The sequence below is a fragment of the Roseibium sp. genome (genome assembly GCF_048260565.1).
GTDB lineage: Bacteria > Pseudomonadota > Alphaproteobacteria > Rhizobiales > Stappiaceae > Roseibium.
On record NZ_JBLXGP010000008.1, the window covers coordinates 179,083 to 200,001 of the forward strand.

The window sequence follows — 20,919 nt, forward strand, 5'->3', positions numbered from 1 at the left end:
CGGGTCTCCGTTATTGCCCGCCATCCGCGATGCGGACGCATTGAAAGGGCATGACCTGTTGGCCGGTCTCGTCCTGGAAGGTGAGGGTGCACTGCTCACCCTCGCGCGTGATCCTGAGCGTTTCGAACAGTTGGTGCAGCATTTGGGTGATTTTCGACAGGGGCTTTTTCAGGGTGCCTGCCACGATGCCGCCTTGCGTGTCATTTGTCGGATTTCCCTTCTTCAACAGTTCGGCGCGCGCCTGAATGACCCCGTCAACGATACGGATCGGAATGGTGATGGTTTTTTTCAATTCGCCGCTTTTCCGGGTGAAAAGGGTCAGGGTCAATCCGATTTCCTTGTTGGCGATCTCCATGATGGCGTTGACTTCGCTGCGTTTGCCCTTGCGGACAAGGGTACCGTGAATCCGCCAGCGCCCGAGCCAGCCGTCGTCATCGCTGGATAGATCTGGTTCCCCGCCTGGCGAGGATTCCGCGGGCGGTTCATCCATGACCGGCTGGTCCGCATGGGAGCCATAGAGGGTGAGTTCCACCTTCGTGCCTTTCGGTGCCATGCTTTCGGCACCCGGCACCATCTCGTAGACCGTGCCGGGTTTCTTGTCGGCTGGAGCCGGTTTGCCGAGATAGACGCCTCCGACGGAGAAGAAGTTGTCTTCGCCTGCCAGAATTCCCTCCGCGCCGCCGACCGTCTGGCCGATTACGGAGGGAATCGCCCGCAAGTCTTCTTCCGCTTCCTTCGGTTTGTCGAAGGCGAAAATCGTCACCTCGCTGAACATTTCGGCTTCGTCGCCTTCGGGAGGCCTGGTGCCGTAAATATCGCCTGGTACCTGGTCGCCGGTCGCGACGTCGCCGGGAACCGGGTCGCCGACGGCAAAGTCCTTGCCGGCAAGGATGCTTTTGGCCGTTTCAGGCGATTTGCCGGCCACACCCGGAATCACGACCATGGGGCGCGGGCCATAGGCACTGAGGGTGATTTCGGTCTTGAGCGGGAGCGTATCGCCTTTCGTAGCGCTGGCAGCGTAGATCCTGCCGGGTTCATACTCCCGTTTGTCTGCAGCCTTGCTGTCGTCCACGATCGGAATGAGACCCGCTTTGCTGACACGGTCTGCCGCTACTGATTTTTCGACGCCGATGACCTCGGGCATGGTTGCGGTTTCGGCCGAGGGTTCCGCCTTGGCAACAGTCAGCGTCACTTTCGTACCGGCCTTTTGCATGCTGCCTTCGGCGGGATCTGAATCGACCACCGTGCCAGCTTTCTGGCCGTCCTTGGCTGCCGCGGTGCGGATTTTATCTCCCGGCTGCAGACCCGATTCATAGAGGTCGTCGACGGCATCGTCATAAGTGAGCCCGATGATGCGCGGGACCGGCCGTTCAAAGCAGTAGGACGGCGTGCTCATGCCATTCAGGCGCTTCATAAGGGCTTCCTGATCGATCGGTCTGCATTCGCCGTTGCTGATCATGAGTGGCGGGTTCGATGAAATCTCGGCCTTGAGAGCCGCGATCTTGCTCTTGGCCGCATCGACCCGACAGGCCCGGAAGTCCTTATAGATCTCGTCGCTTCGGGACCACCAGGCCGAAGACTTCAGTCTGGAGGCATTGGCGAGTTCCAAACTGAGTTCTCCTCCCCGGGACATCTCGCCAGCGCCGGCATCGGCAAAAAAGGCCGGACGGCATTCCGGAGCGATTGCCTTGTCGAGTTCCTCGAGCCTGGTGAAGTCCTCGCAAATGCCGGGTGTATCCATCACCCGCCGGATCAGGCGAACCTGGTATTTGTACTCCTTTTGCTGATCCTGAAAATCCTGGCGCGTTCGACGTAGGTTTTGCTTTTCCTTTTTTAGGCGGTCGAAGATTTGGACATATCTTTCAAGCTGCGTTCTGCGGTGCTGCAAAGCTTGATAGAGGTTGACATAACGGTCTTCGGCAGCATTGCGGTTCACGGCCTTTACGGGATCGGTGATGGCATCGGTCAGGACAGGACGATTGCGATAGATATGCGTGCGCAGGCTGAGTTCCGCCTGCCTGTACCGGTCGCCATAGCCTGCGCATTCCCGCTTCGCTGCCGGTTCGGCTTCCTCCAACTTTCTTTTCGCCTCGTCGTAGCGGCAGGAACGTTTGGCATAGTCATAGGCATCCAAGAGCGTTTCCGCCTCGCCGAAAATGTAGTTCTTGACGGTGTTGGTGTTGCTCTCGATGGTGTCGTTGATCTCCTGCAGCAAGTCGGCGAATTCCGAGCCGCGTTCATAGGTCGCCGCGACCGTTTCGAAAATCGCCTTGGTCTGCTCCACCTTTTTCGGACTGCTCATCCCCTTGAGGCTGTCTGCGAAGGAATTCCAGTCCTTGAGGGCAAAGGCCCCGGTAATAAGGGATTTCTGTTGGGCCTTTTGCGCAGCGGTCAGGTCTTCCGACGCATCGACAATCGCCTTTGCCACGCATTTCAAGGCATCGGAGGAGACTTCGCCCCCGGCGTAGCTCCAGGCGGCCGGGGCAGCAGGGTGTGGGGTGAAAGAGGCCAGGGCAAGGGCTGCGTATTTCACCGCCTGGGTCTTGTTCACGTTTTGCGAGACGCACTCGTCGACCAGTTCCGCGCCAAGGCGGTAGGCATAGCTGTCGACGATGAGGGGCGGCCGATCCGGCATGCAGATTGGTTCGATCGCCCGAATTCTTTTTTCAAATTCGGTATCCTGCGGATCGTAGAGCGATTGCGCCCGAAGGGGAGATGTCGACGATGCGATTGTGAGGAAAAGAGCCAGAATACCGACGGCAGCATGCTTCCAAGCCGTAGCTCCGGGTTCTATCGACCCAAGTCCGGCGGGTCGACGATGCCGGAAGTTCGGGGACGTGAAAAAGACAAGGGAAAATCGCATCAAGGCGTCTGCCGCGTATTTGAGAGGTCACTGGGTCTGAGGCCCATTACAACGCTATGGTCTGTGCCGCCGGTATGACCTGCATCAAGTTGGGCGCTGTCAGTGTTGTTGCGACCGGCTTTGCTTCGGCAAGGCGTAGTTGAATTCAGCCCGCATGTGGAAATTTTCATGGATCCTGTGTTTTATCCACATGTCCGGGCGTAAGCGGAAGGCAGGTCTGGACCCGGTTTTCATCTGTTTCGCAAAAACGACATATTAGCGCTTTCAGAGTGCTTGACTTCCTTCCGCTGCCACCGTACATCAGCGCCACCTTGGAACGACGACATGTCGTTTCGGTCCAAGCGGGTGTAGCTCAGTTGGTTAGAGTGCCGGCCTGTCACGCCGGAGGTCGCGGGTTCGAGCCCCGTCACTCGCGCCACTTCCCAGGTCAGTTCTGACTGACACGGGAAAGGCGCTTCAAAATACCGTAACGTGTGCGGGTGTAGCTCAGTTGGTTAGAGTGCCGGCCTGTCACGCCGGAGGTCGCGGGTTCGAGCCCCGTCACTCGCGCCACTTACGGTTTCCAGTTTTCTCCTCTCCGATAAATTCAGACACGTGTTTCCGCATTCCGGAGACCGAGTGCGCCGAACTCTCATTCGCGCTAACGATCCGCAATCAAACGTCCTTTGGTCTATTCGGGGCGGTGGAGACGAGTCGTATCCGGATGCCGGCTAACCAGCTCTGGCATATTCGGAGAATTGAATATTAAGCAGAATTGACGTGTTGGGTCGGGAGCAAATTTTCTCCGGAGGAATTTTTTCTGTCCCCCCTGCAAACCTGTTGACCACCTTGAACCCCGCTGAAAAGCGCGGATCGCGAAGGGGGGGCGGCAATCGGGCGAGATGAAGGCAAATCTTTGGTCTCAAGAGGCCTTGCGTTGCACCAAAGCGTGAGATACCTGTGCGGACGCATGTTGGTTAAAACCTAACCGACTGGCCCTTACGACGCGGGCTCCCGTGCTGGAGCAATGCGGCAAGGCCCTGATGGTCGGACCATCCTCCGGTCCGGCCTCGATATGCTAAGGACGCGAAAGAATGGAAGAGCTGCTGCGGGAATATATCCCCATCGTCGTCTTCATTGGGATCTCGCTGGTGATAGGACTGGCGCTTTTGATCTCGCCGTTTCTCCTTGCCTACAAGAATCCGGATCCGGAAAAGCTGTCCGCTTACGAGTGCGGTTTCAACGCTTTCGACGATGCGCGCATGAAGTTCGATATCCGCTTCTATCTGGTGTCCATTCTGTTCATCATCTTCGACCTCGAAGTCGCCTTCCTGTTCCCGTGGGCCGTGAAATTCGGCGACCTGGGCTGGTTCGGCTTCTGGTCCATGATGGTCTTCCTGGGCGTCCTGACGATCGGCTTTATCTACGAATGGAAAAAGGGAGCGCTGGAATGGGATTGACCACCACATCCGGTCCGCTCATTGCGGAAAGCCCGAAGGGCATTATCGATCCGAACACCGGCAAGCCGGTCGGCGCCGACGATCCGTTTTTCCTGGAAGTCAATGACGAACTGGCCGACAAGGGCTTTCTCGTCACCTCTACCGACAATCTGATTCAATGGGCGCGCACCGGTTCGCTGATGTGGATGACCTTCGGCCTGGCCTGCTGCGCCGTCGAGATGATGCAGATGTCGATGCCCCGCTATGATGCGGAACGCTTCGGTTTCGCGCCGCGTGCGTCACCGCGCCAGTCGGACGTAATGATCGTCGCCGGCACGCTGACCAACAAGATGGCGCCGGCTCTGCGCAAGGTCTACGACCAGATGCCTGAGCCGCGGTACGTGATCTCGATGGGGTCCTGCGCCAACGGCGGTGGTTATTACCACTTTTCCTATTCGGTCGTGCGCGGCTGCGATCGCGTCGTTCCGGTGGACATCTACGTCCCCGGCTGCCCGCCGACCGCCGAAGCGCTTCTTTACGGCGTCCTGATGCTGCAAAAGAAGATCCGCCGTACCGGCACCATAGAACGCTAGTTTTGGAATTACCCCGAAGGCGGCCCCGCTGCCTTCGGTAGGTCCCCCGGGGGAGTGAGGTCAAAATGGACGAGACATTGAAGGAACTTGCCGAGCATATCGAGCTTGGTCTTGGCGAGTCTCTTTTGTCCTGGAACGTCGCTTACGGCGAACTGACCCTGACGGTTAGCGCGTCGGACATCATCGACGTGTGCCGTTTCCTGCGCGACAACAGCTCGTGCAAGTTCGTCAACCTGACCGATATCTGCGGCGTCGACTATCCGGCCCGCGAGAAACGGTTCGACGTGGTCTATCACTTCCTGTCGCCGATGCAGAACCAGCGCATCCGCGTCAAGGTGGCAACGGACGAGGAAACGCCGGTCGCGTCTCTGACACCGCTGTTTCCGGGCGCGGAATGGTTCGAGCGGGAAGCCTATGACATGTACGGCATCCTGTTTTCCGGCCATCCGGACCTGCGCCGAATCCTGACCGACTACGGTTTTGACGGCCATCCGCTCCGCAAGGATTTCCCGGTCACCGGTTATGTCGAGGTCCGCTATGACGACGAGAAGAAGCGCGTCGTTTACGAGCCTGTCCGCCTGAACCAGGAATTCCGCAATTTCGATTTCCTCTCGCCCTGGGAAGGCACGGACTACGTGCTGCCGGGTGATGAAAAAGCAACCACGAATTAAGGCTTTCGACGATGGCCGAAGCGCAGGTTCGAAATTTCAATATCAACTTCGGTCCGCAGCACCCGGCGGCCCACGGCGTGTTGCGCCTGGTGCTGGAGCTGGACGGCGAGGTGGTCACTCGTGTGGATCCGCATATCGGCCTGCTGCACCGCGGCACCGAGAAGCTGATCGAGCAGAAGACCTATCTCCAGGCCGTGCCCTATTTCGATCGCCTCGACTACGTGGCGCCGATGAACCAGGAGCACGCCTTCGCGCTTGCCGTCGAACGCCTGCTCGGCATTACCGTGCCGATGCGCGGCCAGCTGATCCGCGTGCTTTATTCGGAGATCGGCCGCCTGCTGTCGCATCTCCTCAACGTGACCACCCAGGCCATGGACGTGGGCGCGCTGACGCCGCCGCTGTGGGGCTTCGAGCCGCGCGAGGAACTGATGGTGTTCTATGAACGGGCCTGCGGCGCGCGCATGCACGCCGCCTATGTCCGTCCGGGCGGGGTGCACCAGGACCTGCCGCGCGATCTTCTCGATGATATCTGGGACTTCTGCGATCCGTTCCTGCAGACGCTGGACGATATCGAAGGCCTTCTGACCGACAACCGCATCTTCAAGCAGCGCAACGTCGATATCGGTGTGGTCGATCTGGACGATGCCTGGGCGTGGGGCTTCTCCGGGGTCATGGTACGTGGCTCGGGCGCCGTCTGGGACCTGCGCAAGTCTCAGCCTTATGAGTGCTACGCCGACCTCGATTTCGATATTCCGGTCGGCAAGAACGGCGACTGCTACGACCGCTATCTGATCCGCATGGAAGAGATGCGCCAATCGGTGCGGATCATGAAGCAGTGTCTGGAGAAGCTGACCATCGAGACCGGTCCGATCTCCTCGACGGACGGCAAGATCGTGCCGCCGAAGCGCGGCGAGATGAAGCGCTCTATGGAAGCGCTGATCCATCACTTCAAGCTTTACACCGAAGGCTATCACGTGCCGGCCGGCGAGGTGTACGCCGCCGTGGAAGCGCCCAAGGGCGAGTTCGGCGTGTTTCTGGTCTCCGACGGTACCAACAGGCCGTACCGCTGCAAGATCAAGGCGCCAGGTTTTGCCCACTTGCAGGCGATGGACTTCATGTGCCGGGGCCACATGCTGGCCGATGTCTCGGCGGTGCTCGGGTCCATGGATATCGTGTTCGGCGAGGTCGACCGGTGATGCTGGTGAGGAAACTCACATATTTGCTCGGTGGCGTCGTTATCGGCTGCAGTGCGTCTGCTGCAGTGTTCGCATGGGGGGCTCAACCTCGCTCCGCGAGCATCATTTGTCAGCCTGACGGCGTAAAGACTGACGTTCGATGCGAGGTTATTGAGCGCGGTCCGATTTGGTCATCGAGTTCAGTCGTGCTGGATCCGGAAATGGCCCGGAAACATGAACGGACCATCGGTCGAGGCTGTTTGGAGCGCTATCGCAACTACGTCTCAACTATTGCCGTCGCCTGGAGGCAACAGGAGAAGTTCGACGAAAAGTTGGATTGCTCAAATAGGACGTACTGTGGGAAGGGCTGGCAGTCCTACGAACAGAATTTAAGTGATTGGAAAAAGTTGGCGAGTGAACCCCACCAAGTCGTTCCAATTCTTTCCATTCGAGAAGGCGGATCACGTAATTCGTTTATTTGCCACAACTGGAGCGTTTCGTAATGGCCGTTCGCAGACTTGCCGCGGAACAACCTGAGAGCTTCGAGTTCACCGAGAAGAACCTCGCGTGGGCGAAGAAGCTGATCGACCGCTATCCGGCGGGCCGTCAGGCCTCGGCCGTCATTCCGTTGTTGTGGCGTGCTCAGGAGCAGCACGACGGCTGGGTGTGCGAGCCGGCGATCCGTTATATCGCCGACATGCTCGACATGCCGCATATCCGTGTGCTGGAAGTGGCGACCTTCTACACCATGTTCCAGCTTCAGCCGGTCGGCAAGAAGGCGCATATCCAGGTCTGCGGCACCACACCGTGCCAGCTGCGCGGATCGGAAGACCTGATCAAGATCTGCCAGAGCCGTATTGCCAAGCACATGCATGAGATCTCCGAGGACGGCATGTTCTCCTGGGAGGAAGTCGAATGCCTCGGCGCCTGCGTGAATGCGCCGATGGTGCAGATCTTCAAGGACACCTACGAAGACCTGACGCCGGAGAGCTTCAACAAGCTGATCGACGACATTGCCGCCGGCAAGGAAGTGACGCCGGGCCCGCAGAACGGTCGGCGGTTCTCCATGCCGGAAGGCGGGCAGACCAGCCTGAAGGATATCAAGGACGACACCAAGGGGGCCGATCCGGTTGCCCATCTGGTCGACGGTTCCGAAAAGGCCTCCCATGCCTTTGCCGGCGCTGCGATCAACGCGGGCGGCAATGATTTCGACGGCGTTCCGGTCCCGGCCGAGGAAGCGGTTGCCAAGGTGAAGGCCGAGTTTGCCGCAAAGTCCGCGCAGAAGGCCGATGCGCCCGCGCCGGCCAAGGAAGAAAAGCCCAAGGCCGCACCTGCGAAGGCGGAAAAGCCGAAGGCGGCTGCGAAGAAGGCGGCACCCGCGCTTGAAAAGCCGGCAGAATTGCCGTTGCTGGCCGCGGAAAAGGAACCCGAATTGCTGGAAGGCCCTAAGGGTGGCAATGCGGACGACCTGAAACAGCTCAAGGGCGTTGGTCCGAAGCTGGAAGGCACGCTCAACGAACTGGGTATCTACCATTTCGAGCAGATTGCTGCCTGGGGGGCTGAGGAAATCGCCTGGGTCGACACCCGGCTGAAATTCAAGGGCCGGATCGAGCGTGACGGCTGGATCGAACAGGCCAAGACCCTCGCATCCGGCGGGGAAACGGAATTCTCCAAGCGCGTGGCCGCCGGCGATGTGCCGTCGAGCAAAAGCGAAGAGTAGGGGGAAGAGATGCTGAAAGATCAGGATCGGATCTTCACCAATATCTACGGCCTTCATGACTGGGGTCTTGAAGGGGCGAAGAAGCGCGGCCAGTGGGATAACACCAAGGGTCTGCTCGACAAGGGCCGCGACTGGATCATCAACGAAATGAAGACCTCAGGTCTGCGCGGGCGCGGCGGTGCCGGCTTCCCGACCGGTCTGAAATGGTCGTTCATGCCCAAGGAATCCGACGGTCGTCCGGCCTATCTGGTCGTCAATGCCGACGAATCCGAACCGGGTACCTGCAAGGACCGCGAGATCCTGCGCCACGACCCGCATACACTGGTCGAGGGCTGTCTGGTCGCCGGTTTCGCCATGGGCGCGATCGCGGCCTATATCTACGTGCGCGGCGAGTTCATCCGCGAACGCGAGCGCCTGCAGGCGGCCATCGACCAGGCTTATGACGCGGGTCTGATCGGCAAGAACAACAAGAACGGCTACGACTTCGACATCTACGTTCACCATGGTGCCGGCGCCTATATCTGCGGCGAGGAAACGGCGCTGCTGGAGAGCCTGGAAGGCAAGAAGGGCCAGCCGCGCCTGAAGCCGCCGTTCCCGGCGAATGTCGGCCTCTATGGCTGCCCGACAACCGTGAACAACGTGGAATCCATCGCCGTTGCGCCGACCATTCTGCGCCGGGGCGGTGCCTGGTTCGCCGGTCTCGGCAATCCGAACAACACGGGCACCAAGCTGTTCTGCGTGTCCGGTCACGTCAATCAGCCCTGTACGGTGGAGGAGGAACTCGGCATTCCCTTCCGCGAGTTGATCGACAAGCATTGCGGCGGTATTCGCGGCGGCTGGGACAACCTGCTGGCCGTGATCCCCGGTGGCTCATCCGTGCCCTGCCTGACGGCGGAACAGTGCAAGGATACGCCGATGGATTTCGACACCCTGCGCAATCTCGGCTCCGGCCTTGGCACGGCCGCGGTGATCGTGATGGACAAGTCGACAGACATCATCAAGGCGATCGCCCGGCTGTCCTATTTCTACAAGCACGAGAGCTGCGGCCAGTGCACACCGTGCCGGGAAGGAACCGGGTGGATGTGGCGCGTGATGGAACGCATGGTCAAGGGCCAGTCGTCGCGCGAGGAAATCGATCTCCTGTTCAACGTGACCAAGCAGGTCGAAGGACACACGATCTGTGCGCTTGGGGACGCGGCCGCATGGCCGATCCAGGGGCTCATCAAGAATTTCAGGCCGGTCATCGAGCAGCGTATCGATGACTATGTCGCCAAGGCGAAAGCCCCGGCGATGGTCGCGGCGGAGTGAAGCGATGAAGATCCATCAGGAAAAACACTGTCTGAAAGCCAGCAAATCGGATCTGTCGGGATCTTCCTTCCACGACGTGAATTTATCCGGCTGCAGCTTCGATGACGTGAACCTTTCCGGATGCGGCTTCAATGACGTCAACCTTTCCGGCGGACGCTACGAAAACGTGAACATGGCCGGGATCCGCATAAACGACGCCAATCTGGCGGGCGCATCCATCAGTCAGTGCCGGTTGGACGGCATGACCATCAACGGTATCGAAGTGACCGAACTGCTGGCCGCCCATAACGCGGCACAAGAGGCGAAGTGATGACAAAGCTGATCATCGACGGCAATGAAGTAGACGTCCCGGCGGACTACACGCTGCTTCAGGCCTGTGAAGAAGCGGGTGCCGAGGTTCCGCGTTTTTGCTACCACGACCGGCTGTCGATCGCCGGCAACTGCCGCATGTGCCTGGTGGAAGTGAAGGGCGGACCGCCCAAGCCGACCGCGTCCTGCGCCATGTCGGTCAAGGATCTGCGCCCGGGGCCGAACGGCGAGCCGCCGGTCGTCGAGACAAAGAGCCCGATGGTCAAGAAGGCGCGCGAAGGGGTGATGGAGTTCCTGCTCATCAACCACCCGCTGGACTGTCCGATCTGCGACCAGGGCGGCGAGTGCGACCTGCAGGACCAGGCCATGGCCTACGGAATCGATTCATCGCGCTTCCACGAGAACAAGCGCGCGGTCGAAAACAAGCACCTCGGTCCGCTGGTCAAGACGATCATGACCCGCTGCATTCACTGCACGCGCTGTGTCCGCTTCACCACGGAAGTCTGCGGCGTTGCCGACATGGGCCTGATCGGCCGCGGCGAGGATGCGGAAATCACCACCTACCTGGAAGCGGCGCTTTCGTCGGAAATGCAGGGCAACGTCGTTGATCTGTGCCCGGTCGGCGCGCTGACCTCCAAGCCCTATGCCTTCCACGCCCGTCCCTGGGAACTGGTGAAAACCGAAAGCATCGACGTGATGGATGCGGTCGGCTCCGCGATCCGGGTCGATACGCGCGGCAAGGAAGTCATGCGGATCATGCCGCGGCTGAACGAGGCGGTGAACGAAGAGTGGATCTCCGACAAGACCCGTTACATCTGGGACGGTCTCAAGACCCAGCGTCTCGACCGGCCCTATGCCCGCAAGGACGGGAAGCTGCAGCCGGTCTCCTGGCCGGAAGCCTTCCGGGCCATTGCCGACAAGGTCTGTGCCTCCGACGGCGCGAAGATCGGCGCGGTTGCCGGTGACCTGGCAAGTGTCGAGGAAATGTTCGCACTGAAGGAGCTGATGTCCTCGCTCGGGTCGCATAACATCGACTGCCGCCAGGACGGGGCTGCGCTCGATCCGGCCAAGGGCCGTGCGAGTTACATCTTCAATTCCACCATCGAAGGCATCGAGGATGCCGACGCGGTCCTGATCATCGGCGCAAATCCGCGCCTGGAAGCCCCGGTGCTGAACGCTCGGATCCGCAAGCGCTGGCGCCACGGCGACCTGCCGGTCGGTGTCGTCGGCGAGGCGGCGGATCTCACCTATGCGACGACCTATCTCGGAGCAGGTCCCGAAACGCTGGCCGATCTGGTTGCCGGCAAGAACAGCTTCGCCGATGTGCTGAAAGCGGCCCATAAGCCGCTGATCATCGTCGGCCAGGGCGCTCTGGCGCGGGTCGACGGCGTGTCGGTTCTGGCCAATGCCGCCAAGCTTGCCGAAAAAGTCGGCGCGGTGAGCGGCGACTGGAACGGTTTCAGCGTTCTGCACACCGCAGCTTCCCGCGTCGGCGGCCTCGACATCGGTTTCGTGCCGAACGACGGCGGCATGAGCATCGCGGCCATGCAGGACGCGGCATCGAAGGGCAATCTGGATGTTCTGTTCCTGCTGGGAGCAGACGAAATGGACATGTCCGCCTTTGGCGACGCCTTCGTGGTCTATATCGGCACCCACGGCGACCGGGGCGCGCACCGTGCCGACGTGATCCTGCCGGGCGCTGCCTACACGGAAAAATCAGGCCTCTACGTCAACACGGAAGGCCGGGTGCAACTGGGCGACCGGGCCGGGTTCCCTCCGGGCGAGGCGCGTGAGGACTGGGCGATCCTGCGTGCGTTGTCGGCCGTTCTCGGCAAGACGCTGCCGTTCGACACGCTCGGCGCGCTGCGCGGACTTCTCGGCGAAGCCTATCCGCACATGCTTGAGATCGACAGCATCAAGCCGGGCGAGGCCGGTGAGATCGCGGCCCTTGCCAAGGGCGCTGGCAAGATGGAAGCCGCCGGTTTTGCCAATGCGGTGACCGAGTTTTACCTGACAAACCCGATCGCTCGGGCCTCGGCGGTGATGGCGGAATGTTCCGCGCTCGCCAAGGCGCGGACGGCGGAAGCTGCGGAATAAGGGGCAGGGACAGACATGTCGGATTTCATGACGACCTACGGCATTCCGTTTCTCTGGATGGTGTTCCAGAGCGTGCTGCTGCTTGTCGTGCTTTTGGTGATCGTCGCCTACGTCCTCTACGCGGACCGCAAGATCTGGGCGGCCGTCCAGATCCGCCGCGGCCCGAACGTGGTCGGGCCCTGGGGGCTGTTCCAGAGTTTTGCCGACCTTTTGAAGTTCGTGCTGAAGGAGCCGGTCATTCCGTCGGGCTCCAACAAGATCCTGTTCCTGCTGGCGCCGCTGATTTCGGTGATGCTGGCGTTGGCCGCCTGGGCGGTGATTCCGGTCGCGGACGGCTGGGTGATCGCCAACATCAACGTCGGCGTCCTGTTCGTCTTCGCCGTCTCCTCGCTCGAGGTTTACGGCATCATCATGGGCGGTTGGGCATCCAACTCGAAATATCCGTTCCTGTCGGCCCTGCGGTCCGCTGCGCAAATGGTGTCCTACGAGGTGTCCATCGGCTTCGTGATCGTAACCGTTCTGCTCTGTGCGGGTTCGTTGAACCTGACGGAAATCGTCCTGTCGCAGCAGACGGGTCTTGCCAACATGCTCGGCGTGCCGTGGCTGGCGTTCCTGAACTGGTATTGGCTGCCGCTTTTCCCGATGTTCGTGGTGTTCTTCATCTCCGCGCTGGCGGAGACGAACCGGCCGCCGTTCGATCTGGCGGAAGCGGAATCGGAACTGGTCGCCGGCTTCATGGTGGAATACGGCTCCACGCCGTACATGATGTTCATGCTCGGCGAATATGTCGCCATCTGCCTGATGTGCGCCCTGATGACGATCTTCTTCATGGGTGGATGGCTGCCGCCGTTCGATTTTGCGCCGTTCACCTGGGTGCCGGGCATCATCTGGTTCATTTTGAAGTGTCTGCTGGGCTTCTTCATGTTTGCCATGGTCAAGGCGATGGTGCCGCGCTACCGCTACGACCAGCTGATGCGCCTCGGCTGGAAAGTGTTCCTGCCGCTGTCGCTGTTCATGGTGGTTGTCGTAGCCGGCGTGCTGATGGTCATGGGGTGGGCACCGTAAGGTGAGTATTTCGGTCGCCGGGCTGATCGGAGCCGCCATTGGTCTTTACCTCGGCTGGCTCGACTGGAAAATCCTGAAAGGGGTGATCCAGGCGGCTGAAATGAAAAACAGGCAAGGGGGCGGCGACGGCGGATTCGCCGCGAAATACAAGACGCCCCTGAGCTGGATCGTATTTTTGGTTCCGGTGATCGGGTTTCCGGTGATCGGGTACTGGGCCGGTGCTGGATTGACCGGCTGAGACACAAGGGAAGGCAACAGGCGATGGGACTTGATCAGGCCGCCAAATCGCTGTTCTTGAAGGAATTCGTATCGGCGTTCTTTCTCGCCATGCGCTATTTCTTCAAGCCGAAGCCGACGGTGAACTATCCCTTCGAAAAGGGACCGGTGAGCCCGCGCTTCCGTGGCGAACATGCTCTGCGCCGTTATCCGAACGGCGAGGAGCGGTGTATTGCCTGCAAGCTGTGCGAGGCGATCTGCCCGGCACAGGCAATCACGATCGAAGCCGGCCCGCGCCGCAACGACGGCACGCGCCGGACCACCCGCTATGACATCGACATGGTGAAATGCATCTACTGCGGCTTCTGCCAGGAAGCCTGCCCGGTGGACGCCATCGTCGAAGGACCGAACTTCGAATTCGCCACGGAAACCCGCGAGGAGCTCCTCTATTCGAAAGAGAAGCTGCTCGCGAACGGCGACCGCTGGGAGCGGGAGCTCGCCCGCAACATCGATATGGATGCTCCCTACCGTTAGGGGCAGAACGCAAACAGGGGTTTATCCGGCAATCCGGCCGGTGGAGCCCCAAAGAAGGGGGCCGGGGTTCCGGCCAGAGGACAGGCAGGTCTAGAAATGATCCTGAACGCGCTCTTTTTCTATTTGTTCGCCGGGGTGACGGTGGCATCCGCCTTCATGGTGATTGCCTCGCGCAATCCGGTGAGTTCGGTGCTGTTCCTCATCCTTGCGTTCTGCAACTCCGCCGGGCTGTTCGTGATGCTGGGGGCGGAATATCTGGCCATGCTGCTGGTCGTCGTCTACGTCGGCGCGGTCGCGGTGCTGTTCCTGTTCGTGGTGATGATGCTGGACGTGGATTTCGTCGAATTGCGCCAGGGTTTCCTGCAGTACCTGCCGATCGGCGGTCTTGTCGGGCTGGTCCTTCTGATCGAACTGGTGCTCGGCCTCGGCGCCTGGGTGATTTCCCCGGAAATCGCAGGCCACGGCGCGGAGCCGATGCCCTCGCTCAATGATGTCTCGAACATCCAGGCGATCGGCGATGTGCTCTACACGAAGTATGTCTTCTTCTTCCAGGTGGCCGGGCTGGTGCTGCTGGTGGCCATGATCGGCGCCATCGTACTGACGCTGCGCCACAAGGAAAACGTCAAACGCCAGGACATCTCCAAGCAGGTCGCCCGTAACAAGGCAACCGCGATCGAGATCCACAAGGTGGAGTCCGGCAAGGGTATTTAACGCGCTTTCGCAGCGTGTATTCGATGATCCGGACAGTGGTGGAACACTCCGCGCCGCAGTCCGGTTGGGATTAAACGAGGGGGAGCACGGCGAGGCGCCCATGGAAATCGGTCTGTCGCATTATCTTACGGTCGCGGCGATCCTGTTCACGATCGGGATTTTCGGAATCTTCCTGAACCGGAAGAACGTGATTGTCATCTTGATGTCCATCGAGCTCCTGCTCCTGGCCGTCAATATCAACTTCGTCGCCTTCTCGAGCTTCCTCGGGGACATGATGGGGCAGATCTTCACCATGCTGGTTCTCACGGTCGCCGCCGCCGAAGCCGCCATCGGGCTGGCCATTCTGGTGGTGTTCCACCGCAACCGCGGCTCGATTGCCGTGGAAGACGTCAACGTGATGAAAGGCTAGGGGCGAATGTACTCTGCAATTGTCTTCCTGCCCCTGATCGGGTTCCTGATCGCCGGACTGTTCGGCAAGGCGATCGGTGCCAAGGCGAGCGAATACATCACCAGTGGCCTGGTAATCCTCTCGGCTCTCATGTCCTGGTATGCCTTCTTTGCGGTCGGCTACGGCGAAACCGGGCTCTACCAGATCCAGATCATGCGCTGGATCACAGCGGGTGCTCTGGACGTGACCTGGTCGATCCGGGTCGACACGCTGACCGTGGTCATGCTGGTGGTGGTAAACTCGGTTTCCGCGCTCGTGCATGTCTATTCGATCGGCTACATGCATCACGACCCGCATCGCCCGCGGTTTTTCGCCTACCTGTCGCTGTTCACCTTCGCCATGCTGTCTCTGGTGACCTCCGACAACCTGCTGCAGATGTTCTTCGGCTGGGAAGGCGTGGGCCTTGCCTCCTATCTGCTGATCGGTTTCTGGTACCAGAAGCCTTCGGCCAACGCGGCCGCGATGAAGGCGTTTGTCGTCAACCGTGTCGGCGACTTCGGCTTCGCGCTCGGCATCTTCGGCGTCTTCTATCTGTTCGACAGCATCGACATGTCGACGATCTTCGCCAACGCTCCGGCCCTTGCGGGAGAACACGCCGAGGTCATGACGTTCCTCGGCTATCATCTCGATCCGCACGGGGCGCTGACCGTCGTCTGCCTGCTGCTCTTCATGGGCGCCATGGGCAAGTCGGCCCAGTTCCTGCTGCACACCTGGCTGCCGGACGCCATGGAAGGCCCGACACCGGTTTCCGCGCTTATTCACGCTGCGACCATGGTGACCGCCGGGGTGTTCATGGTGGCGCGCCTGTCGCCGTTGTTTGAGCTGTCCCATACGGCACTAACGGTCGTGACATTCTTCGGTGCCACCACCGCCTTTTTCGCGGCAACGGTCGGTCTCGTCCAGAACGACATCAAGCGGGTGATCGCCTATTCGACCTGTTCGCAGCTCGGTTACATGTTCGTGGCGCTTGGCGTCGGGGCCTATGGCGTCGGCATCTTCCACCTGTTCACCCACGCCTTTTTCAAGGCGCTCCTGTTCCTGTGCGCCGGTTCGGTGATCCACGCGGTTTCCGACGAGCAGGACATGCGCAAGATGGGTGGCCTCAGGAAGCACATTCCGTTCACCTACTGGACGATGATGATCGGCACGCTCGCGCTGACCGGTGTCGGTCTGCCGCTCACTTCGATCGGTTTTGCCGGGTTCATTTCCAAGGACGCGATCATCGAGGCGGCTTACGCCGGCCACAACGACTTCGCGCTCTACGGTTTCTGGCTGACGGTCGCGGCCGCCGCGCTGACGTCGTTCTACTCCTGGCGCCTGACCTTCATGACCTTCCACGGCAAGCCGCGCGCACCGGTCGACGTCATGAGCCATGTGCATGAATCGCCCTGGGTGATGCTGGTGCCGCTGCTGCTTCTGTCGGTCGGGGCCGCGCTCGCAGGTATGGTGTTCAAGGGCGTCTTCATCGGCCATGCGTTCGAGGAGTTCTGGAAAGGCGCCATCTTCCTCGGCCCGGACAACCACATCATGCATGCCATGCATGAAGTGCCGACCTGGGTGAAGGTTTCGCCCTTCGTCATGATGCTCGCCGGGTTCCTGGTCGCCTACCAGTTCTATATCCGCTCTCCGGAATCGCCGAAGCGTCTGGCGGAACGGCATGCCGGTCTCTATCAGTTCCTGCTCAACAAGTGGTACTTCGACGAACTTTATGACTTCCTGTTCGTGAAGCCCGCCATGTGGGTCGGCCGCATGCTCTGGAAGAAGGGTGACGGGACGATCATCGACGGCTTTGGTCCCAATGGCGTCGCTGCCCGCGTCCAGAATGTGACCACCTGGGTTGTCAAACTGCAGACCGGTTATCTCTACCACTATGCCTTTGCGATGCTGATCGGGGTGGCTGCCCTGATCACCTGGTCGATGTTCACCGGTGTGAGTACCGGTGGGGGAGCTCACTGATGAACGACTGGCCAATTCTCACGACCACGACTTTTCTGCCTCTGGCAGGCGTCCTGGCGATCCTCCTGGTGCCGGGAGACGACGAAGGCGGCAAGAAGAACATCCGTGGCGTGGCTCTCGTCACGACGCTGTTCACCTTCGCCCTGTCGCTGTTCATCTGGGGCAGCTTCGACTACCAGAACCCGGGTTTCCAGATGGTGGAAACCAGTGAGTGGCTCGGCGGCAAGATCAACTACAAGATGGGTGTCGACGGCATTTCCATCCTGTTCGTGATCCTGACCACGTTCCTGATGCCGTTCTGCATTCTCGCCTCCTGGGAGAGCGTGCAGAAGCGGGTGAAGGAATACATGATCGCCTTCCTCATTCTGGAAACCCTGATGATCGGCGTGTTCTGCTCGCTGGATCTGGTGGTGTTCTACATCTTCTTCGAGGCGGGCCTCATTCCGATGTTCCTGATCATCGGGGTGTGGGGCGGCGCGAGGCGCGTCTATGCGTCCTACAAGTTCTTCCTCTATACGTTGCTCGGCTCGGTCCTGATGCTGATCGCCATCATGGCGATGTACTGGCAGGCAGGCACGACGGATATCGTAGAGCTGCTGAACCATCCGTTCCCGGCGGAAATGCAGGGCTGGCTGTGGTTCGCCTTCTTCGCCAGCTTCGCGGTGAAGATGCCCATGTGGCCGGTGCATACCTGGTTGCCCGATGCCCACGTGGAAGCGCCGACGGCCGGCTCGGTCATCCTGGCGGGTATTCTCCTGAAGCTCGGCGGGTACGGCTTCCTGCGGTTCTCGCTGCCGATGTTCCCGATCGCGTCCGACATGTTCGCGCCGTTCATCTTCACCTTGTCCGTGGTCGCGATCATCTACACGTCGCTGGTGGCGCTCGCCCAGGAGGACATCAAGAAGCTGATCGCCTATTCGTCCGTGGCGCACATGGGCTACGTCACCATGGGCATCTTCACCATGACGCCCCAGGGCGTGCAGGGCGGCATCTTCCAGATGCTGTCTCACGGTATCGTCTCCGGCGCACTCTTCCTCTGTGTCGGCGTGATCTACGACCGGATGCATACCCGCGAGATCTCCGCCTATGGCGGACTGGTCAACCGGATGCCGAAATACGCGGTCGTGTTCCTGATCTTCACCATGGCCAACGTCGGGCTGCCGGGAACCTCCGGCTTCGTGGGTGAAATCCTGACGCTTATGGGTGCATTCCAGGTGAATACCTGGGTGGCGTTCTTCGCAACCACCGGCGTGATCCTGTCGGCAGCCTATGCGCTCTATCTCTACCGCCGCGTCGTCTTCGGCGCGCTGGAGAAAGAGAGCCTGAAATCGATCCTCGACCTGTCCCTGCGGGAAAAGGCCATCCTGTTCCCGATGATCGCACTCACGATCTTCTTCGGTTTCTATCCGATGGCGATCCTCGACGTGACCCAGGGCGCGGTCGACAATCTGATCAACTCCTATCACGCAGCGCTTGAGGCGGCTGGCCAGGTCCAGCAAGCCGCAGCAGCCGTGCACTAACGTTCCGAAGGCGAGAGACAAGACATGTCGGAAATGACCCATTTGCCAGATCTCCTCCCGGTCCTGCCGGAGATCTTCCTGGCTGTCGGCGTGATGGTCTTGTTGATGATCGGCGCCTTTGGCGGCCCGAGGATCAGTTTCCTGGTCAACGGCATGTCCATGGGACTGATCGCGGCGACCGCGCTGTTCGTGCTGCCGTTCGGGGCGAAAATGGGCGAAACCTTCGGCGGCGCCTTCGTGCTCGACGATTTCGCCTATTTCATGAAACTCCTGGTGCTGATCGGTTCGTTCTTTGCGATCGCCATGTCCTGGGCCTATGCGAAATCCCAGTCGTTCGACCGGTTCGAGTATCCGATCCTGATCCTGCTGGCGACGCTCGGCATGCTCCTGATGCTGTCCGCCAACGACATGATCTCGCTCTATCTGGGTCTGGAACTGCAGAGCCTGTCGCTTTACGTGATCGCGGCGATCAACCGGGATTCGGTGCGCTCGACGGAAGCGGGGCTGAAGTATTTCGTCCTCGGCGCTCTGTCCTCCGGCATGCTGCTTTACGGCATGTCGTTGACCTACGGCTTTACCGGCCACACCGGCTTCGCCCAGATTTCCGAAGTGCTTGCCCATCAGGGCGCATCCATCGGCCTGATCTTCGGCCTGGTGTTCATTCTCGCCGGTCTTGCCTTCAAGATTTCCGCCGTGCCGTTCCACATGTGGACGCCGGACGTCTATGAAGGCGCGCCGACACCGGTGACCGCCTTCCTGGCGGCTGCGCCGAAGGTCGCCGCCATGGGCATGCTGGTGCGGATCGTCATCGACGCCTTCCAGCCGGTCACGACCGACTGGCAGCAGGTGATCGTGTTCGTCTCGATCGCCTCCATGGCGCTCGGCGCATTCGCGGCCATCGGTCAGACCAACATCAAACGCCTGATGGCTTATTCCTCGATCGGCCATATGGGCTATGCGCTGGTCGGGCTTGCGGCCGGGACGCAGACGGGCGTCGTCGGCGTGATCTTCTACATGACGGCCTATTTGGCGATGACCCTCGGCGTGTTCGCCTGCATTCTGTCCATGCGCCGCAAGGATGGCATGGTGGAGGACATTTACGAGCTTGCCGGCCTGTCGCGCACCAACCTGCCGATGGCCGTCCTGCTTGCTGTCCTGATGTGGTCGCTTGCCGGTATTCCGCCGTTCGTCGGCTTCTTCGGCAAGTGGTTCGTGTTCTCCGCAGCCGTCGAGGCCGGGCTTTATCCGCTCGCGGTCATCGGTGTGCTGATGTCGGTCGTCGGCGCTTACTATTACCTCCGCGTCATCAAGGTGATGTTCTTCGACGAACCTGCGGAAGCCTTCGAGGCCATGCCGATGGAGCTGCGCTTCGTGCTCGGTCTGTCCGGCGTGTTCGTGATCTTCTTCGCGGTCCTGCCTGGCCCGATCGTTCAGGCCGCGACAGTGGCTGCGGGGTCGCTCTTCTGACCGGCGGGCATTCATCCGTGGACACCGGAAACCCGGCGCCATCCGCGCCGGGTCTTCGTTTTGAGCATCACGACACGGTCGGTTCGACCAACACGCTCGCCTTCGAGCGGGCGCGGGCCGGGGATCCCGGACGGCTCTGGATTTCCGCCGGAGAGCAGACACAGGGCAGGGGGCGGCTCGGCCGCGACTGGGCATCGCCGCGCGGCAATCTCTTTGCCAGTCACCTGCTGATCGATCCGGGGCCTGCAAACCGTCTCGGCGAGCTGCCGCTGCTTGCGGCCGTAGCACTCGCCGAAGCCGTGGACCTGGAAACCGGCGCGTATCATCTGGCGAAGCTCAAATGGCCGAACGATCTGCTGATCGAGGGCGCCAAGCTTTCCGGGATCCTGCTTGAGGCGGAGACCCTTCCGGACAAGCGTCTGGCGGTCGTGCTCGGTTTCGGCGTCAATTGCGTGTCCCATCCGGAGCTGTCGCTTTATCCCAGTATCGACCTGACCGCGCTCGGATACCGGGTGACCGCCGAAGGGTTGCTGGCCCATTTAAGCACCCGACTTGCGCATTGGCTTGAAAACTGGCAGAAGGCGGACGGTTTTCTACCGGTGCGCGCGGCGTGGCTTGCGAGGGCTGCCCATCTCGGTCAGAAGATAACCGTGCGCAACGCTTCCGATGAAATTTCGGGAACTTTCCTGGATCTCAATACCCAGGGGCATCTGGTCCTCAGGCTTGATAGCGGTGAACCAAGGACCATTTACGCTGGTGACGTCTTTTTGCCGGACTTGAAGCCCTGAATTCAGAACTCTGAGTTTTCGGGGCTCGTTCGGCATCTCACACAACCGCTGTTTGGAGTT

The 20,919-nt window shown here is 60.4% G+C and carries 18 protein-coding genes and 2 tRNA genes; 19 read left to right on the plus strand and 1 reads right to left on the minus strand.

What is annotated here, in order from left to right:
* Nucleotides 1–10 precede the first annotated feature (10 nt).
* On the minus strand, nucleotides 11–2,635 hold the full coding sequence (locus tag ACN0SO_RS17605) for a PASTA domain-containing protein (protein WP_417680025.1): 2,625 nt from the start codon (nucleotides 2,633–2,635) through the stop codon (nucleotides 11–13).
* 569 nt (nucleotides 2,636–3,204) lie between these two features.
* Here ACN0SO_RS17605 and ACN0SO_RS17610 point away from each other — a divergent pair.
* The 19 genes from ACN0SO_RS17610 (at nucleotide 3,205) to ACN0SO_RS17700 (ending at nucleotide 20,859) form a co-directional block, all read left to right on the plus strand.
* Nucleotides 3,205–3,281, plus strand: a tRNA-Asp gene (locus tag ACN0SO_RS17610).
* Between the two features lie 57 nt (nucleotides 3,282–3,338).
* Nucleotides 3,339–3,415, plus strand: a tRNA-Asp gene (locus tag ACN0SO_RS17615).
* A gap of 521 nt (nucleotides 3,416–3,936) precedes the next feature.
* Nucleotides 3,937–4,302, plus strand: a complete 366-nt coding sequence (locus ACN0SO_RS17620) for an NADH-quinone oxidoreductase subunit A (protein WP_417680026.1) — start codon at nucleotides 3,937–3,939, stop codon at nucleotides 4,300–4,302.
* Nucleotides 4,293–4,874 carry a NuoB/complex I 20 kDa subunit family protein gene (locus ACN0SO_RS17625; RefSeq protein ID WP_190293591.1) on the plus strand — a complete coding sequence of 194 codons (582 nt, stop codon included), beginning with the start codon at nucleotides 4,293–4,295 and terminating at the stop codon, nucleotides 4,872–4,874. The genes ACN0SO_RS17620 and ACN0SO_RS17625 overlap by 10 nt, the downstream gene beginning before the upstream one ends.
* 65 nt (nucleotides 4,875–4,939) lie before the next feature.
* Nucleotides 4,940–5,545 (plus strand): NADH-quinone oxidoreductase subunit C, encoded by a 606-nt coding sequence (locus tag ACN0SO_RS17630; RefSeq protein ID WP_346912187.1) that lies wholly within the window; start codon nucleotides 4,940–4,942, stop codon nucleotides 5,543–5,545.
* 11 nt (nucleotides 5,546–5,556) lie between these two features.
* Nucleotides 5,557–6,741 carry an NADH-quinone oxidoreductase subunit D gene (locus ACN0SO_RS17635; protein ID WP_417680027.1) on the plus strand — a complete coding sequence of 395 codons (1,185 nt, stop codon included), beginning with the start codon at nucleotides 5,557–5,559 and terminating at the stop codon, nucleotides 6,739–6,741.
* 481 nt (nucleotides 6,742–7,222) lie between these two features.
* A complete protein-coding gene (locus ACN0SO_RS17640; protein WP_417680028.1) occupies nucleotides 7,223–8,440 on the plus strand; it encodes an NADH-quinone oxidoreductase subunit E in 1,218 nt (405 codons plus the stop codon).
* 9 nt (nucleotides 8,441–8,449) lie between these two features.
* Nucleotides 8,450–9,748 carry an NADH-quinone oxidoreductase subunit NuoF gene (nuoF, locus tag ACN0SO_RS17645; protein ID WP_417680029.1) on the plus strand — a complete coding sequence of 433 codons (1,299 nt, stop codon included), beginning with the start codon at nucleotides 8,450–8,452 and terminating at the stop codon, nucleotides 9,746–9,748.
* 4 nt (nucleotides 9,749–9,752) lie between these two features.
* A complete protein-coding gene (locus ACN0SO_RS17650; RefSeq protein ID WP_417680030.1) occupies nucleotides 9,753–10,058 on the plus strand; it encodes a pentapeptide repeat-containing protein in 306 nt (101 codons plus the stop codon).
* Nucleotides 10,058–12,154 carry an NADH-quinone oxidoreductase subunit NuoG gene (gene nuoG / locus ACN0SO_RS17655; RefSeq protein WP_417680031.1) on the plus strand — a complete coding sequence of 699 codons (2,097 nt, stop codon included), beginning with the start codon at nucleotides 10,058–10,060 and terminating at the stop codon, nucleotides 12,152–12,154. The genes ACN0SO_RS17650 and nuoG overlap by 1 nt, the downstream gene beginning before the upstream one ends.
* Before the next feature lie 15 nt (nucleotides 12,155–12,169).
* Nucleotides 12,170–13,219, plus strand: a complete 1,050-nt coding sequence (nuoH, locus tag ACN0SO_RS17660) for an NADH-quinone oxidoreductase subunit NuoH (RefSeq protein WP_417680032.1) — start codon at nucleotides 12,170–12,172, stop codon at nucleotides 13,217–13,219.
* A gap of 1 nt (nucleotide 13,220) precedes the next feature.
* On the plus strand, nucleotides 13,221–13,457 hold the full coding sequence (locus tag ACN0SO_RS17665) for a hypothetical protein (protein ID WP_417680033.1): 237 nt from the start codon (nucleotides 13,221–13,223) through the stop codon (nucleotides 13,455–13,457).
* Between the two features lie 23 nt (nucleotides 13,458–13,480).
* A complete protein-coding gene (gene nuoI, locus ACN0SO_RS17670; protein WP_417680034.1) occupies nucleotides 13,481–13,969 on the plus strand; it encodes an NADH-quinone oxidoreductase subunit NuoI in 489 nt (162 codons plus the stop codon).
* Between the two features lie 96 nt (nucleotides 13,970–14,065).
* On the plus strand, nucleotides 14,066–14,680 hold the full coding sequence (locus ACN0SO_RS17675) for an NADH-quinone oxidoreductase subunit J (protein WP_417680035.1): 615 nt from the start codon (nucleotides 14,066–14,068) through the stop codon (nucleotides 14,678–14,680).
* Between the two features lie 100 nt (nucleotides 14,681–14,780).
* A complete protein-coding gene (nuoK, locus tag ACN0SO_RS17680) occupies nucleotides 14,781–15,089 on the plus strand; it encodes an NADH-quinone oxidoreductase subunit NuoK (protein ID WP_417680036.1) in 309 nt (102 codons plus the stop codon).
* A gap of 6 nt (nucleotides 15,090–15,095) precedes the next feature.
* Nucleotides 15,096–17,084: an NADH-quinone oxidoreductase subunit L gene (gene nuoL / locus ACN0SO_RS17685; RefSeq protein ID WP_417680037.1), complete on the plus strand. Its 1,989-nt coding sequence runs from the start codon at nucleotides 15,096–15,098 to the stop codon at nucleotides 17,082–17,084.
* Nucleotides 17,084–18,604 carry an NADH-quinone oxidoreductase subunit M gene (locus ACN0SO_RS17690; RefSeq protein WP_417680038.1) on the plus strand — a complete coding sequence of 507 codons (1,521 nt, stop codon included), beginning with the start codon at nucleotides 17,084–17,086 and terminating at the stop codon, nucleotides 18,602–18,604. The genes nuoL and ACN0SO_RS17690 overlap by 1 nt, the downstream gene beginning before the upstream one ends.
* A gap of 24 nt (nucleotides 18,605–18,628) precedes the next feature.
* Nucleotides 18,629–20,071: an NADH-quinone oxidoreductase subunit NuoN gene (gene nuoN, locus ACN0SO_RS17695; protein WP_417680039.1), complete on the plus strand. Its 1,443-nt coding sequence runs from the start codon at nucleotides 18,629–18,631 to the stop codon at nucleotides 20,069–20,071.
* A gap of 17 nt (nucleotides 20,072–20,088) precedes the next feature.
* Nucleotides 20,089–20,859, plus strand: a complete 771-nt coding sequence (locus ACN0SO_RS17700; RefSeq protein WP_417680040.1) for a biotin--[acetyl-CoA-carboxylase] ligase — start codon at nucleotides 20,089–20,091, stop codon at nucleotides 20,857–20,859.
* Nucleotides 20,860–20,919 lie beyond the last annotated feature (60 nt).